This window comes from Kribbella sp. NBC_00709, from assembly GCF_036226565.1.
Lineage (GTDB): Bacteria > Actinomycetota > Actinomycetes > Propionibacteriales > Kribbellaceae > Kribbella.
Genome location: NZ_CP108996.1, coordinates 3,676,710 through 3,691,702, shown reverse-complemented (window position 1 = coordinate 3,691,702; position 14,993 = coordinate 3,676,710). Strand labels below are relative to the sequence as shown.

The window sequence follows — 14,993 nt, the reverse complement described above, 5'->3', positions numbered from 1 at the left end:
TCACGATGGGGAGGATCCTGTACCCGAGTCGGCACAGGATCCTCCCCAGTCGTTGTCAGCTGACGGTGACGATCTTGTTCGCGGTGAACGCCTGAGCGTGGTCGGCATCGGCCGGGAACCAGACCCGGTACGCGATCTGACCGCGGGCGGCCGGCTTGATGCCGAAGGCGTACTTGCCGGAGGTGCTGAGCTTGACCGACGCGATCGACTTCCAGACCTTGCTGCCGTACTGCTGCAGGTAGACGACCTTGCCGGCGTGCGCAGGGACGACGTACCCGCTGAACGCGGTCGTCTTACCGAGGTTGATCGCCGTCGGCGCGAGCGTCGCGGAGATCGTTGGTGCGACCTGCACGGTGATGTCGGCGGTCCGGGTTCCCATCAGGTCGGCGTTGCCCGGGAAGGTGAGCATGTACACCGACGACACCGTCGGCTTGTGCGTCACCGACAGCGTTCCGGTCGACGACGTCTTCAGCGCCGCGAGCAACGTGAACTTCGTCGAGTTCTTCGGCCGCACGTAAACGTTGACCGGCAGCCCGGCGTACGCCAAGTTGTCGATCCGCAGCGTGCTGCCCTTGATCGTGATCGAGCCGCCGTAGTTGATCAGCGTCGAGGTCGTGCTGATCCCCGACTTCATCCCGAGCAGCTGCTTGACAGCGATCGGGCTGTAGTGACCAGCGCGGTCGACGACCCAGCCGCCGTACGTGTACGTCGTACCTTGCGCCAGCCCGGTGTTCTTCACCGATGTCCCGGTGCCGGCGTACACCAGCGTGCCGGTGGTCGGCGTCGGAGCCTTGCTCCCGACGTTCCGCCGCACGATCACCTGGGCGAGATCCGTGGTCGGCGGAATCTGCCAGGCCAGGTTCGCGGCCAGGTAAGCGCCGCCGCCGGTGAACGTGGACAGCTTCTGCGGCACCAGGTCCGGGGTGCTGAAGACCGAACTGAACGGCGTCAGCGGCAGACCACTTGCGGTCTCCACCACACCGACCGCGGAGAGCTTGTACGGCGTTGCTTCGAGCAACGAATCCTTCGGGGTCAGGATCGCCTGGTGCGACGACGGGTCGTAGGTCACGCCCGCCGGAACCACCGCACCGGTCCTGCCGTTCAGCAGTTTCAGACCGCTGACGACGCTGTCCCTGTCGACATCCGGAGCGAAAGTGACGACCGGCTGGATCTCGGTGCTCTGGATCGTCGACAGGTCCGCGGGCAAGGCGTCCAGTACCGGGTAGGCGGGAATCGGCGCCGTACCGACGTTGCCGTCAGCGTTGGTGACCTTCAGTGTGTACTGGCGGCTGTCGCGAGAACCGTTGGCGTTCCGGACCGCGATATACATGGTTGCGTCCGGGAGCGTCACGTAGGTGCTGGCGGTCAACGCCTGCGGGATCTCGTACCCGTCGGCGTCCACCGGCGGCTCCGGCTTCTGCGCGAAGCCCAACGGCCGCAGGTTGGCGTCGTACACCGAGACGACCGGTCCGAAGTTCTGCGCGTAGGTGCCCGAGTCGAACATCGGGCCGCTGAGGTCGACGCGCACCTGGTGGGCGCCCGCGGCCGGAATCTGGTACCAGTCGACGTCGCCTTCGACGCTGATCGTCGACGACACTGCGACGCCCGCGATCAGCTCGCTCGCGCGGGCAGGCTGGTCGTTCTTGTCAGGCACGCCCATGGCGAAGTCGGTCGTCGGTGCGCCGCCGAGGGCGTAGTACGCGTCGAGGATGCCGGCGCCGTAGTACGGGTCGGTGCCGCGGGGGCCGGCGTCGCGGGCGGTGGCCTTCAGGCGCGCCATGACCTGGGCCGGGGTGTACGACGGCCACTTGTTGCGGACGAGTGCTGCCACACCGGCGACGATCGGCGACGAGAACGACGTACCGGCCATGCCGAGGAAGTACGGCTCGTAGCCGGCCGGGGTCTGCGCGCGGGGCGCGGTGCTGGTGATGTCGTAGCCCGGGGCGGCGATGTCGACCGTGTCGCCGTAGCTGCTGAAGCTGGTCACCACGCCGGCCTGGTTCGTGGCGCCGACCGACAGGACCTCCGGGTACGCGCCCGGGAAGTGGTTCGACGAGTCGCCGCCGGTGTTGCCGGCCGCGGCGACCAGGACGACGCCGGCCTTGACCGCGTTCTGGATCGCGGTATGCAGGACCGGGTCGTCGCCCTCACCGCCGAGCGACATGTTGATCACCCGGACGCCGCTCTTGACCGCCCAGTTGATGCCGTTGATCAGGTTGGTGTCGTCGCCCGAGCCGTGGTCGTCGAGCACCTTGGCCGGGCGGACCTTCGCGTTCCAGGCCACGCCCGCGACACCGATGCTGTTGGCGGTACCGGCCGCGATGATGCCGGTGACCGACGTACCGTGGCCGTCGCCGTCGTTCGGCGGCAGGGCGGTGTTGAAGGTGTTGTAGCCGGGCAGGAGGTGGCCGGCCAGGTCCGGGTGGCCGGCGTCGACGCCGGTGTCGAGGACGCCGATGTACTGGGTGCCGGCAGACTTCGTGAGGTCCCATGCCTTGTCGACGCGGACGGTCGACAGGTACTTCTGGTAGTTCGTGTACAGCCAGTCGTTCGGTACGGCGGACTTCTGCCGGATGTAGTTGAGCGAGGCAAGCTCGACCGAGGGGTCGGCCTTCACCTTCTTCAGCAGTTCGGGAGCCGGAACGTCACCGGTCACCTTGACGACGTCCGCGGTGACGGACAGCTCGGGCGTGCCCTTGACCTTCGCCAGCGCGGACTTGCGCGCCGAGGTCGTTGCCTTCGGCTTGAACTGCACGATCACGGACTTCGGATCGTACTTCGGACCACTCGCCTCGGCGGGGTTGAACTTCGCCCGGAGCACATTAGGCTCGCCGGACACCGCAGCGTTACCGGACGAACCGGTAACGACCACCACTGACCCTGCAACCAGCGCTGCCGGCAGAGCCAGCCACAGGAAACGCGCCTTACGCAACACCGCAACTCCCAAGAACCTCAAAATCGGGCGGACTGGACCGGATGTGGTCCCCGCCGTAAATCGCTGGCAGCCGGTCCCGCGTTACAGCTCCTGCATCTTCCTGCAATTCCAGCCCCTGGCGAAGCCGATCGTTGATCTCCAGATCTCGGTCGCCGTGCTGGAGCCGGTCGACCCGTTCCGCGGGCCGCTGGAGGCGTTGGGGTATGTCTACCGCCCGGACAACACCGAGCGCACCAAACGCTACTTCCGCGGGCCGACACCTGGGCCCAGCAGACCGGATGGGAACCGGGGCCCTCCGACATCTGACCGCCGCGAGGCAGTCGTCCGCTCCCGCGTGGAGCGGCGGGGTTTGTCACATGTGTTGGATGGGCGGTTGTTGGCGGGGACCGATAGTCTCGGGCGCCATGAGCACCTGCGTCGCCATTGCGGTGATTACCTTCAGGCGACCTGCTCTGTTGCGGGGGTTGTTGACCAGTTTGCAGGCTCAGGAGCTGCCCTCGGACTCCGATTACGCGATCCGGATCGTGGTGGTGGACAACGACGCGGACGGGTCCGCGGCCCGGGTACTGGAGGAGTTCGGCGAGGGTACGCCGTACCCGATCGAATCGGTGGTGGAGCCGGAGCCGGGTATCCCCTTCGCCCGCGAGAAGTCCGTCGAGCTGTGCTGGAACGACGACGCGCTGATCTTCGTGGACGACGACGAGGTCGCGCCCCCAGGCTGGCTCAAGACCCTCCTCCAGGCGTGGGAGAAGACGGGGGCTGACGTTGTCACCGGACCGGTGAAGGGCAACCTCCCGCCCGGCGCCCCGCCCTGGAACCACTACAGCGACGTCCACGACTCGACCGGCAAGCACACCACCGGCGAGGAGCTCCGCAAGGCGTACACGAACAACACCCTGGTCAGCCGCCGCGTCTACCACGCGGTCACGCCCGGCTTCCATCCCGCGTTCCGCTACACCGGCTCCAGCGACCTGCACTTCTTCCTCCGCGTGCACCGGGCCGGATTCCGGATCGTGTGGTGCGAGGAGGCGTGCATCGCCGAGGAGGTGCCGGTCGGCCGGACCACCCTGCACTGGCTGGTACGGCGGGCCTTCCGCTCCGGCAGCGGTGACACGATCAGCCGCCTGCTGATCCGACCGGGCGCGATCAGCTACCTGCTGGTGCTGGCCTATGCTTCGGCCCGGGTGATCTCGGCGATCGGGTTCGCCCTCGCCGGGCTGCTGCTCGGCCGGAAGACGCACCTGCTGAAGGCAGTCCGCCGGTTCTTCTCGGGCGTCGGCAGTCTCGCGGGGATAGTAGGGATCAACCATGACGAGTACCGGGAACGGCACGGGTCCGGCCACGGCCCCGGGCCGGCCTACGGTGGCGGAGCTGTGCCGGGCGATCTGGCAGGTGGAGACGGACCTGGAGCTGCTCGAGTGGCAGATCAACGGCGCTCACCCCTGGCCGATCATCCGGATGCGCGTCTTCCATGAGCTGACCCGCCGCACCGGCATCCACGGCGCACCCCATCCGGTACGACGTACGCCGTACGACAAGGCCGCTCTGGTCGCGAGGCACGTCGCCGGGATCGTCACCCGGTCCCCCTTCCCCGGCCGGTACGACGCCCTCGTCGTACCGCACCCGCGGAAACCGAACGGTGTCGAGATCTACACCGACGACCTGCGGGCAACGCTCGGCGACAACACGCTGATCCTGGACTCGGGCATCAACGGCACCCCGCTCCGCGGCAGCAAGAACCTCGACTTCTTCACCTCGGCCGCGGGCGCGATCCACCCGCGGACCGCCGATGACCGCGGCATCGGCCAAGCGCTGGAGAAACTCACCGGCGTCCGGATCCCGGTCGGCGCGCTCCTCGCTCGCGAAGTACCGAAGCACCTGCGGCTGCGCGCCCTGTATCGCGCCCTGCTCAAGCGGCACGGGATCAAGACCGTCTACCTGGTCGTCGCGTACTTCCACCAGCACATCGTCGGCGCCGCCCGCGACCTCGGGATTCGCGTGGTCGAACTGCAGCACGGCGCGATCAGCCCGTTCCACCTCGGCTACAGCTACCCGGGCCGGCCGGTGGTCGCCGATCAGCCGGACGAGCTGTGGTGCTTCGGGTCGTACTGGACGGACGTCGCGGACCTGCCCGCCGGGATGCGGACCGAGGTGATGGGCGCGTCGTTCCTGCCGCCGCCCGGGCCGAAGGATCCTCGCCGGGTGGTGTTCCTGTCACAAGGCACGGTCGGGGCGGAGCTGATCCGCACCGCGGACGCCGTCGCCAAACAGCACCCCGAGTTGGAGATCCTCTACCGGCTCCATCCGAGCGAGCGCGCAGAGGACTACGAGATCCCGGCCGGGCTGCAGGTGTCGACCGGCGGCAGCACGCTCGACCTGCTCGCCACGGCGACGTACCAGGTCGGCGTCTCCACCACCGCACTCTTCGAAGGCATGGCGCTCGGCTGCCGGACAGCGGTCGCAGACCTCCCCGGGCACGAGTACCTGGAGCCCGCGATCGCGAAAGGTCACGCGCTACTGATGAGGCGGCCGGCGGACCTCATTCGAGCGCCGCGCTGCGACGACCCAGGCAGCTACTACGCGCCGAGCGACATCTCACGGCTCGCGGCCGAGCAACCCGAGTAGCCGGTCCTGGAGCGGGGCGTCCGGCGGGACGGGTACTTCGGCGCCGTACACCTCGATGCCCTCGCCGAAGGCGCCAGGCGTGCGGTACTTCGCCATCAGCTCCGGTGGGATCGCGACCGCGGTCGCCCAGAGCGGCTCGAGGTCGACCGGGTCGATCGTCTCGTCCTGGCCGGTGGCGCGGGCGAGATCCCAGCCGTGCAGGACGAGGTCGTCGGACACCACCTGGTCGATGTGCCGCTCGGCTGTCAGCCGCCCGCCTGGGGTGTCGCTCTCGGTCAGCGCGGCGATGGGGTCGTCGAGCACGTCCTCCACCGCGGCGCGCGCCTCCTGGAACGCGGTCAGCGGATCGTCCGACGGCTCCAGCTTCCGCGCGACCGGGACCAGCATCACCGCGTGCATCGTGACGACGTGCTCGACCACGTCCCGCGCGGTCCACTTCGCGCACGGCGACTGGTTCTCCCACTGGTCGACCGCGACCGCCGCGACCTTCCGCTCGAACGCATCGGCCCGCCGTCGGTACCGCTCCGCGATCTCGCCCATGACCGCATCCTGCCGCCTGGGCGAGTCGGGGGGAAGGTTCGGGATCTGCAGGCATGCATAAGTGCCCGTCGACCGCGCTGAGGCGCGTCTAGATCGGGGTTATGCATGCGTGGGCGTCCACCCAAACTGTCGGCGGCGCCTTCTACCGTCTGCGCCATGCGGACGGTGGACTTGGGGCGGACGGGGATGCGGGTCAGCGAGCTGGGGTTGGGGCTGGCATCGCTCGGAGGGATGTTCGCGGCCGTTCCGCAGCAGCAGGCGGTGGCGACGATCGATCGGGCCTGGGAGCTCGGGGTCCGCCTGTTCGACACCGCTCCGGTCTACGGGTACGGGTTGTCCGAGCAACGGGCCGGGCTGGCGTTGCGCGGGCGGCCACGCGGCGAGTTCGTGCTCTGCAGCAAGGTCGGGCGACTGATCGAGCCGGGCGGGCCGGATCTGCAGCCGCTCTGGGCCGAGCCGCCCGCCGGGCTCGGGCCGAGGCTCGACTACTCGTACGCCGCCACGATCCGCTCGCTCGAGACGAGCCTGGAGCGGATGGGCATCGACCGGATCGACATCCTGCACATCCACGACCCCGAGCTCGACTACCCGGCCGCGTCGACCGAAGCGTTCCGGGCTCTGGTCGAGCTCCGCGGCCGCGGCACGATCGGGGCGATCTCACTCGGCGTCAACCACGCCGATGTCGCGGCGCGCTTCCTCCGCGAGACCCAGGGCGTCGACTGCGTGCTCCTCGCCGGGCGGTACACGCTCCTCGACCAGACCGGCCAGGACGAGCTCCTGCCGCTGTGCGAGAAGCTCGGCATCGCGGTGCTCGCGGCCGGGGTGTTCCAGGGCGGTGTCCTCGCCGACACCGCGGACGGCGCACCGCACGGGTACGCGCGGGTCCCACCGGACGTCCTCCGCCGCATCGACGTACTGCGGGAGCTGTGCCGGCGATACGACGTACCGCTGCTGGCGGCTGCGGTGCAGTTCCCGTTGACGCATCCCGCCGTACCGGCCGTGGTCGTCGGGGCACGGAGCCCGCGGGAGATCACCGAGATCGCGGCGTGGCTCGATCTCGAGATCCCCGAGGCGTTCTGGGGCCGATTAAGGTCTCGGCTATGAGGTACATGCTGCTGCACAAGACGAATGACAACCTCGAGGCGGGCAATCCGCCCGATCCGGAGATCCTCGAGCGGGCCGACGCTGTCCTCGAGGAGATGCGTCAGGCCGGGGTGCTGGTGCTCGGCGAGGGGCTGATGCCGAGCTCCCGGGGTGCGCGGATCACGTTCCCGGTGCCGGGTCAGCCGCGGGTGATGGACGGCCCGTTCACGGAGACCAAGGAGCTCGTCGCGGGCGTCTCGATCATCCGCGTCGACACCAAGGAGGAAGCCGTCCAGTGGGCCCTCCGCTTCGCCGAGGCCGACCCGTACACCCCGATCGACATCCTGGAGATCGCCGGCTAGAGCGCCAGGTGCAGGATCGGGGCGGTGTCCGGCGAACTACCCCGCGCTGACGCCTTCCTCGGCGACCACCAAGGAGTCGATGGCCGCGAAGAACCTGGCGATGCCCGGCAGGTTCGGGCCCTTCTCGCGTGATGTGGCGAAGTCCTCCGGCGTCGCCCAGTCGACGATGTCCAGCCACTCGTTGTCCGGCAGCTGCACCAGCCGTGCGCCCAGGAATCCGGCGCGATCGGCCGCGAAGTCCTTCAGCATGTCGGTCCGGGCGGCGAGCAGCTCCTCGGTCTTCTCGGCCGGCACGCGGAAGCGGGTCAGTTCGACGGTGGTCATCAGGGTCCCTTTCAGGTCAGGTTGGTGGCTGCCCAGCCGGTGATGTCCTCGTGCCGGATCGCGGCGGCCATCAGGTCCGGGAACAGGTCCGGTGTGCAGGCGAACGTCGGTACGCCGAGATCCGCGAGCGCGGCCGCGTTCTCGGCGTCGTACGACGGGGTGCCCGAGTCCGCAAGCGCCAGCAGAGCGATCACCTGTACGCCGGACTCCACCAAGGAACGCGCCCGCCGCAGCATCTCTTCCCGGACCCCGCCCTCGTAGAGGTCGGAGATCAGGACGAGCACTGTCTCGGCCGGCTTCGTCACCAGCTCCTCGCAGTACGCCAGCGCACGATTGATATCCGTCCCGCCGCCCAGCTGCGTCCCGAAGAGTACGTCGACCGGGTCGTCGAGCTGATCGGTCAGATCCACGACCGCGGTGTCGAACACCACCAGACTGGTCCGCAACGTCCGGATCGAACCGAGCACAGCACCGAACAGCGACGCATACACGACCGACTCCGCCATCGACCCCGACTGGTCGATCGCCAGCACGATGTCCCGCTGCACGCTGTGGTTCCGCCGCGCGTAGCCGACCAGCCGGTCCGGCACGATCGTCCCGAGCGTGGGCGAGAAGTGCTTGAGGTTCGCCCGGATCGTCCGGTCCCAGTCGATGTCCGAGTGCCGCGGCCGCGCCGTACGCCCGGCCCGGTCGAGCGCACCCGTGACCGCGGCCCTCGTACGCTCCGCCAGCCGCGCCTCCAACTCGGCGACGACCCGACCGACCACGTCCCGGGCGGTCTGCTTGGTCTCCTCGGGCATCACCTCGTTGAGCGCGAGCAGCGTGCTGACCAGATGTACGTCGGGCTCGACCGCGCCGAGCAGCTCCGGCTCCATCAGCATCCGCGTGATGCCGAGCCGCTCGACCGCATCCCGCTGCATCACCTGTACGACGGTGCTCGGGAAGTACTGCCGGATGTCGCCCAACCACCGCGCGACCCGCGGCGCCGACGAACCCAGCCCGGACGACCGCTGCGTCCCCGACTCGCCCTCGTCGGCGTCGTACAACGCAGCCAACGCGGCGTCGACGGACCGGTCCTCGGCCGACAGCGTCGTACCGGTCTCCGGCTCGGCCTCGCCACCCAGCACGAGCCGCCAGCGGCGCATCCGCTCGTCACTCATGAGACCCCCAGCAGCTGCGCGACCACCGGCAACGCGGTCGCGGCCAGCTCCTCGTCGAGGTCGTTGTCATCAGCAACGACTAGCGAACTCGGGTCCGCGAGCACCCGCGCCCGCGCTCCGATCGACCGCCGCTCCGGCGCCGCGAACGTCCCGAACGTACGCCGCAACAACGGCAGGACCTCCACGAACGCATCGTCAGGGATCGCGCCCAGCCAGTCGTCCACCAACGCGAGCAGCCGCTCGTCGTGCACCAGCAACAACCCGCCGCCGGCCAGGAATCCCTCGACGTACCCGGCCGCGTCCGCGGTCGGCGTACCGGGAGACAACGCCCGCCCCAACCGCAGCGCGACCTCGTGATCCGGCGACCGCGACGTGTCGAGCATCAGCCGCGTCAACCGTCCCCGGATCAGCGGGGGCACTGAGGCCCGATCGCTCAACCCCTCCAACGTGTTCAGCCACTCCTGTTGCACGTCCTTGGCGAGCAGCACGGTCGCGTCCTGTACCCCGTCGATCAGCTCCTGTACGGCGCCTGCCGCGTCCGGGTCGAGCCCGTGGACAGTCCGGCCGAGCCCCGCGCACACCCGCGAGACCATCCGCCCCGCAACCGCGGCCAATCCGGCGGTGTCAGTCCCACGAACGTCGCCGTACCGGGATGCTCGCGCCAGGGCAGGGAGTGCCGCCATCAGATGGCCGACATCGGCATCGGCGGCCGCCCGGGTGTCGATCCCTTGCAGTAAGGGCGGCAACGCGTCCGCGAGATCGGCGAGCAGGGACTTCTCGAGCGCGGCCGTGACGTCGGCCAATGTGGTCGAATCGGCCGCCTTCAGCATCACGGTCGTCGCGGCGCCGAGCACCGTCGTACCGTGCGCGCCTGCGGCAACCAGCTCGACCTCGAGGCCGGGATCCCAGGTCAGGCGCCACATCTCCCGGAACGTGCCCTGCGCCCGCCTCTCGTCCACGGCCGGCACACCCCAGTCCACACCGAGAATCCGCAACCTGTGCAGGAGTCTGGACTTCTCCACGTCGTTCGGCTTGCGCAGGTCGAGCTCGATCACTCGCTCGGTCGCATCCCGCTTCATCCGCAGCCGCCGCGCCTGCGCGGCCAGGTCCGCCGCGACCGGAGCCTGTGGCGTCTCGCCCGGCACGGACCCGAGCAACTCCCCGACGACCGCTTCCCGCGTGACGAGATCGAGCAGTACGTCGTTCCCACCGCAGAGCACTGCCCGCGTCGCCTCGGTCACCTCACTCAGCCCGGCGAGCGGTCGTTCCCTCAATGCTGCCAGGGTGTCTGCGAGGCGGACCGCCTCGATCACATGCGCACTGGAGACGGGCAGATCCTCGTCCCGCAGTACCTGAGCGACCTTGGACAGCCACCGTGTGGTGATCTGATCCGGCGCGGTGAACAGATGGTGGTACCAACCGGGTGACGTGATGCCGGCGCCGTACCCGCTCGTTGCCGCGAGCCGGCCGTGCGTCCACGGCACCCAGGTACAGGCGATCTTCCGCTTCGGCAGGCCTTTCAGGATCCGTTGGTCGTGTGTTGCCGGGGGCAACGGCAGCTCCAGCGCCGGGACATGCCAGGCGCCACAGACCACCGCGATCCGTTCGAACCCCTCCCGGATCGCTTTGCGCAGCACCATCCGCATGTAGGCCTCGCGCTGCGCTTCGCGGCCGGTCGCCTCCTCGCCGTGACGCAGTTCGCGCATCGCGTCGGCGATCACCGTGAACGGCTCGGCGCCGTCACGCCGCGACTCGATCACGTCGTCCCACCAGCGCTCGGGATCGTCGTACCCGCCGGCCTGCGCCAGTGTCGAGAGCGGATCCATCGACACCGAGCGTCCGCCTCGGGATCCGAACTGTTGCGCCGCGGGCAGGTCGCAGAACCGCACCGGCACCCCGGCGCTCAGCCCGTACTTGATCGCCTGCCACTCGGGACTGAACACCGCGAACGGCCAGAACGCGGCGTGCGTCGAGTCATCGACGGCGTACGCGAGCAAGGCGACCGGCGGCTCCATCTCCTCCGAGGCCGCCAGTTCGACGATCTTGTCGGCCTCCGGCGGTCCCTCGATCAGCACCACGTCAGGCTCGAGCTCGGCCAGTGCGGTCGCCACCGCGCGCGCCGATCCGGGCCCGTGGTGCCTGATCCCGAGCAGATGAACGGTCATCCGAAGATCTCTCGGCAGGCCCGGTAGAACGGCGCCCAGTCGTCGCGTTCGCGGACGACGGTCTCGAGGTACTCCGACCACACCACCCGGTCCGCGGCCGGATCCTTCACGACGGCGCCAAGGATGCCGCCGGCAACATCCGTCGGCCGCAGTACGCCGTCGCCGAAATGCGCCGCGAGCGCGAGACCGCCGGTGACCACGCTGATCGCCTCCGCGGTCGACAACGTCGCGGACGGTGACTTGACCGCCGTACGACCGTCCTCGGTCCGGCCGGAACGCAGTTCGCGGAAGATCGTCACCACCCGGCGGATCTCTTCGAGCGCGTCGTCCGGCTGCGGCAGTTCCAGCGCCGAACCGAGCTGCGCGACCCGGCGGGAGACGATCTCCACCTCGTCGTCCGCGGATTCCGGCAGCGGGAGTACGACGGTGTTGAAGCGCCGCCGCAACGCCGACGACAGCTCGTTGATGCCCTTGTCGCGATCATTGGCGGTGGCAATGACGTTGAATCCCTTGCGGGCCTGGACTTCCGTGGCCAGCTCGGGGATCGGCAGCGTCTTCTCGGACAGGATCGTGATCAGCGCGTCCTGGACGTCGGACGGCATCCGGGTCAGCTCCTCGATCCGGGCGATCTTCGCCTCGGCCATCGCGCGCTGCACCGGACTCGGCACGAGCGCGGCCTCACTGGGGCCTTGGGCAATCAACTGGGCGTAGTTCCACCCATAACGGATCGCTTCCTCCGCTGTACCCGCCGTACCTTGCACGAGCAGCGTCGAGTCCCCGCTGATCGCGGCCGCGAGATGCTCACTCACCCAGGTCTTCGCCGTTCCCGGTACGCCGAGCAGCAGGAGGGCCCGGTCGGTCGCGAGGGTGGCGACCGCGACCTCGATCAGCCGCCGCGGCCCGACGTACTTCGGCGAGATCTCGGTGCTGCCCGCCGTCCCGCCGAGCAGATAGGTGACGACCGCCGACGGCGACAGCTGCCAGGCCGGCGGACGCGGCTTGTCGTCGGCGGCCTCGAGCGCCAGCAACTCGTCCGCGTACTCCACTTCCGCATGCGGGCGAAGGACTTCAGTTGTCATGACAGCTCCTCGTACATCTCGCGGCGGAAGGTCAGGGTCTCCACCAGGCGGCGACGCCAGGTGTCTTCCTCGCCGATGGGTTCGCGGGTGATCGGATGGTCGAGTACGTCGGGCGGTACGGCGCGGGCCGCGATGCTGGCGAGCCGGGCCCAGGCGCGGTTGGCGCCGACCTTGGCGAGCTGGTCCAGGATCATGTTGGCGAGGGACTCCGGCCACGGCACCGGCAACCCGCCGACAAGTTCGGTGACGTCCACGGTCTGGCGCAGGGTGTCGACAGCTCTGGCCCATTCGTCGGGCGGGAGTAGTCGCAGCAGCTCTGCCGGACTGCGCGTCCCGGTGTCGGCGGTCATCAGCAACAGCTCCCTCGCCCACTCCACCGCACTGACTCTCGGATCTGGCGCGCCACCCTCGCGAATGGCGGCCTCAGCCCAGCCGGCTTGCAGGACCGCGGGCGCACAGCCCTCCACCGGCAGCTGGAGCCAGGCGATGTCCATCGCCGAAAGGGGAGTGTTGGCAACGATCTGCAGGAACCACCAGGCGCGTTTGCCGATGCGTTCCGGGTTCTGGGAGTCGATGCCGTCGCGCTCCATCGTCTGTGTAAGGCTCCGGGGCAGATCCACCGCCAGCACGCCCTGGGTGTGAGTCAGGTGCGAGTGCAGGCGCTCGGTCATGCGTTCGCCGTACTGCGATCCCGGGACCCGGGCGAGCAGGCGCGCGGCGACCCGGCGTACCTCGCGGGAACGGTCGTCGAGGGCAGACTCCAGGAAATCCTCGTCCTGCAAGGACAAACCGTCGGCGAGGAGGCTGACGAAGTCGGCTCGGGTGGCCGCGGACTCGGTCGGCCAAACCTCCGCCAGCGCCTCCCTCGCTGTGGCGGGGTCCTGGCTGCGGAGTACGCGCAGCCAAGTCCGGCGCTGGATGGCGTTGCCGTGCGTCCACAACTCCGGGTCGTTGCTCTCAGCAACGGCAGCGTGGAGGTAGCGCCACTCGGGATTGAGATCCGCCAGCCAGCGCGCGCGACGACCGGCGGCTGCGATCACGAGCGGACGGTACTCGGCGCGATGACGGGCGTAGTCCGCGAGCGCGGGCAGGTGCTCGGGCGGTACACCCCAGCCGCGGGCGTCGGCGGCGCGCAACCACTCGCCGAGCGCGGAGGTCTGGAAGCCGCCGAGCATCGCGGCCAGCCGACGGATAGCGCCGGAACGCGGCAGCGGCCGATCCTCACCGGGGGCGGCTGGGATCGGCTCGAGTTCGCGGAGGGGCTTGCGGCCGGCCCGTTTGTAGACAGTCGCGAGGGCGGCGGCATCGAGGAGGCCGCCGTCGCCGAGGCGCTCCTGGATGTGCTCTGGAAGATCCTCGAAGTGTGCGGGCCGGCGATCGGTGCCGAGGAGCGCCGAGCTGACCAGACCGTCCCAGCCCTTCACAGGATCACCGGCCGATCGTGATGCCAGCAGGTCATCGGGCGAAGGCCCGCGCGGTTCCACTCGCCCGCGACCGTGATCGGGTCGCCGGCCGACACCGCGAGGAGCTTCCAGGGATCCCAGCCTGGCAACAGTTCGAGCCCGTCCCCGTCTGCGTCCACCAACGCCCAGCCGTCACCCTGCCGGGCGGGTCGTACGTCCTGGAGCACCAGCGGCCAGCGCTCGTTCCACGGGTTGGCGGCGAGCGATTCGACGTACGACGCGAGCGCTTGCCGGGCTGTCGATCCGGCCGGACGCGGCGCTGGCTGGCGGGTAGCCGTCTGCGTGAGGAGCGCTCGCATCGGGAGGGCGCCCGGATAGAACGAGAGTGCGCCGGGGACGTGCTCGCCCGGCCTGGCAGGGAGCGGGTCGAGCGGCCGGCCGGCGGCCGCGAAGTTGAGGAGCAGGCCGAGGCGACCGGTTGTTGCCCCGCGCAACCAGACGCGGCGGACGGTGAGGCGGTCGTCGGGCTCGATCACCCGGCCGAGGGCCAGCCAGTCGTCCTCGACCTTCTCGCCCTCGGCCAGCACGCGAGCGGTCTCGGTCGACCAGCCGATCCTGGTCTGCACGGTGTCGGCGAGCGACGGCGGGAGGTCGGCGAGGCGGTCGTGGGCGGAGACGATCAGGTGAACGAGGGACAGCTCTTCGAGCAGTTCGCCCGGCCAGCCGTGTCCGCGGCCGACGACGGCCGCTGCACGTCGTACCGCTCCGGCAACTCCTGGCGCCTGTGCGTCGACCATGCGCGCGGCGAGGCGGCTGAGCTCCGTGTACGCCCGCTGGTCGAACCCGCCGAGCCCGACCCGCACCTGGTCGTCCAGCCAGCCCTTCAGCTCGGCCATGCCACTCGACACCCGATCAGTACGCCGCGACGCGCGCTGCTGGGCTGCGATCGGATCGGCAACCTCACCCGGCTTCCGCTCCGGCCGGTCAGCCCGCGCGGCACGCTGATCCAGCCATGACGTCACCCACTCAGGCTCATCGCCCTGCTGGACGCTACCGGCGGACCAGAGCAGCAACAGCCCCAGCGCATGCTTGCACGGGAACTTCCGGCTCGGACAGGAGCACTTGTACGCCGGTCCGCTCAGCTCGACCGCGGTCTGGTACGGCTGCTTGCCGCTCCCCTGGCAGAGGCCCCACACCGCGCGCTCGGACGCTCCGCTACCGGTCCACTTCTCGTCCCGGGCCAACCCCTGCCCAGCCTTCGCGGACGCAGCATCAGACGCCAGCCCCAGCACCTGCTCCGCGTCCCACAACCCCACA

12 protein-coding genes are annotated in these 14,993 nt (G+C 69.6%); 4 read left to right on the top strand and 8 right to left on the bottom strand.

Annotated features, from left to right (window positions below):
• Nucleotides 1–55: 55 nt before the first annotated feature.
• Nucleotides 56–2,821: a S8 family serine peptidase gene (locus OHA18_RS18185; RefSeq protein WP_329005298.1), complete on the bottom strand. Its 2,766-nt coding sequence runs from the start codon at nt 2,819–2,821 to the stop codon at nt 56–58.
• A gap of 518 nt (nt 2,822–3,339) precedes the next feature.
• On the opposite strand from OHA18_RS18185, the gene OHA18_RS18180 reads away from it, so the two are divergent.
• The gene (locus OHA18_RS18180; protein WP_329005296.1) at nt 3,340–4,410 is read left to right on the top strand and encodes a glycosyltransferase; all 1,071 of its coding nucleotides are present in this window, start codon (nt 3,340–3,342) and stop codon (nt 4,408–4,410) included.
• Nucleotides 4,328–5,560 (top strand): hypothetical protein, encoded by a 1,233-nt coding sequence (locus OHA18_RS18175; protein WP_329005295.1) that lies wholly within the window; start codon nt 4,328–4,330, stop codon nt 5,558–5,560. Before OHA18_RS18180 ends, OHA18_RS18175 begins: the two co-directional genes overlap by 83 nt.
• On the opposite strand, the gene OHA18_RS18170 is transcribed toward OHA18_RS18175, so the two are convergent.
• Complete coding sequence (locus OHA18_RS18170; RefSeq protein ID WP_329005294.1) at nt 5,531–6,100, bottom strand: TIGR03086 family metal-binding protein; 570 nt, start codon at nt 6,098–6,100, stop codon at nt 5,531–5,533. The genes OHA18_RS18175 and OHA18_RS18170 overlap by 30 nt on opposite strands.
• A 156-nt stretch (nt 6,101–6,256) precedes the next feature.
• On the opposite strand from OHA18_RS18170, the gene OHA18_RS18165 reads away from it, so the two are divergent.
• A complete protein-coding gene (locus OHA18_RS18165; RefSeq protein ID WP_329005293.1) occupies nt 6,257–7,204 on the top strand; it encodes an aldo/keto reductase in 948 nt (315 codons plus the stop codon).
• Nucleotides 7,201–7,545: a YciI family protein gene (locus OHA18_RS18160; protein ID WP_329005292.1), complete on the top strand. Its 345-nt coding sequence runs from the start codon at nt 7,201–7,203 to the stop codon at nt 7,543–7,545. The genes OHA18_RS18165 and OHA18_RS18160 overlap by 4 nt, the downstream gene beginning before the upstream one ends.
• Nucleotides 7,546–7,581: 36 nt before the next feature.
• Here OHA18_RS18160 and OHA18_RS18155 read toward each other — a convergent pair whose 3' ends face one another.
• Genes OHA18_RS18155 through OHA18_RS18130 form a run of 6 tightly spaced genes read right to left on the bottom strand, consistent with a single transcriptional unit; the run spans nt 7,582 to nt 14,992 of the window.
• The gene (locus OHA18_RS18155; protein ID WP_329005291.1) at nt 7,582–7,869 is read right to left on the bottom strand and encodes an antibiotic biosynthesis monooxygenase family protein; all 288 of its coding nucleotides are present in this window, start codon (nt 7,867–7,869) and stop codon (nt 7,582–7,584) included.
• Between the two features lie 11 nt (nt 7,870–7,880).
• Complete coding sequence (locus tag OHA18_RS18150; protein ID WP_329005290.1) at nt 7,881–9,029, bottom strand: VWA domain-containing protein; 1,149 nt, start codon at nt 9,027–9,029, stop codon at nt 7,881–7,883.
• Nucleotides 9,026–11,194: a DUF5682 family protein gene (locus OHA18_RS18145; protein ID WP_329005289.1), complete on the bottom strand. Its 2,169-nt coding sequence runs from the start codon at nt 11,192–11,194 to the stop codon at nt 9,026–9,028. Before OHA18_RS18145 ends, OHA18_RS18150 begins: the two co-directional genes overlap by 4 nt.
• Complete coding sequence (locus OHA18_RS18140) at nt 11,191–12,273, bottom strand: ATP-binding protein (RefSeq protein WP_329005288.1); 1,083 nt, start codon at nt 12,271–12,273, stop codon at nt 11,191–11,193. Before OHA18_RS18140 ends, OHA18_RS18145 begins: the two co-directional genes overlap by 4 nt.
• Nucleotides 12,270–13,697, bottom strand: a complete 1,428-nt coding sequence (locus OHA18_RS18135) for a DUF5691 domain-containing protein (RefSeq protein ID WP_329005287.1) — start codon at nt 13,695–13,697, stop codon at nt 12,270–12,272. The genes OHA18_RS18140 and OHA18_RS18135 overlap by 4 nt, the downstream gene beginning before the upstream one ends.
• Nucleotides 13,694–14,992 carry an SWIM zinc finger family protein gene (locus OHA18_RS18130; protein ID WP_329005286.1) on the bottom strand — a complete coding sequence of 433 codons (1,299 nt, stop codon included), beginning with the start codon at nt 14,990–14,992 and terminating at the stop codon, nt 13,694–13,696. The genes OHA18_RS18135 and OHA18_RS18130 overlap by 4 nt, the downstream gene beginning before the upstream one ends.
• Nucleotide 14,993 lies beyond the last annotated feature (1 nt).

Bases quoted from the DNA above. Each gene is read 5' to 3' on its own strand.
- OHA18_RS18180 (WP_329005296.1), top strand. From the start codon at position 3,340: ATGAGCACCTGCGTCGCCATTGCGGTGATTACCTTCAGGCGACCTGCT.
- OHA18_RS18170 (WP_329005294.1), bottom strand. From the start codon at position 6,100: ATGGGCGAGATCGCGGAGCGGTACCGACGGCGGGCCGATGCGTTCGAG.
- OHA18_RS18165 (WP_329005293.1), top strand. From the start codon at position 6,257: ATGCGGACGGTGGACTTGGGGCGGACGGGGATGCGGGTCAGCGAGCTG.
- OHA18_RS18160 (WP_329005292.1), top strand. From the start codon at position 7,201: ATGAGGTACATGCTGCTGCACAAGACGAATGACAACCTCGAGGCGGGC.
- OHA18_RS18155 (WP_329005291.1), bottom strand. From the start codon at position 7,869: ATGACCACCGTCGAACTGACCCGCTTCCGCGTGCCGGCCGAGAAGACC.
- OHA18_RS18150 (WP_329005290.1), bottom strand. From the start codon at position 9,029: ATGAGTGACGAGCGGATGCGCCGCTGGCGGCTCGTGCTGGGTGGCGAG.
- OHA18_RS18145 (WP_329005289.1), bottom strand. From the start codon at position 11,194: ATGACCGTTCATCTGCTCGGGATCAGGCACCACGGGCCCGGATCGGCG.
- OHA18_RS18140 (WP_329005288.1), bottom strand. From the start codon at position 12,273: ATGACAACTGAAGTCCTTCGCCCGCATGCGGAAGTGGAGTACGCGGAC.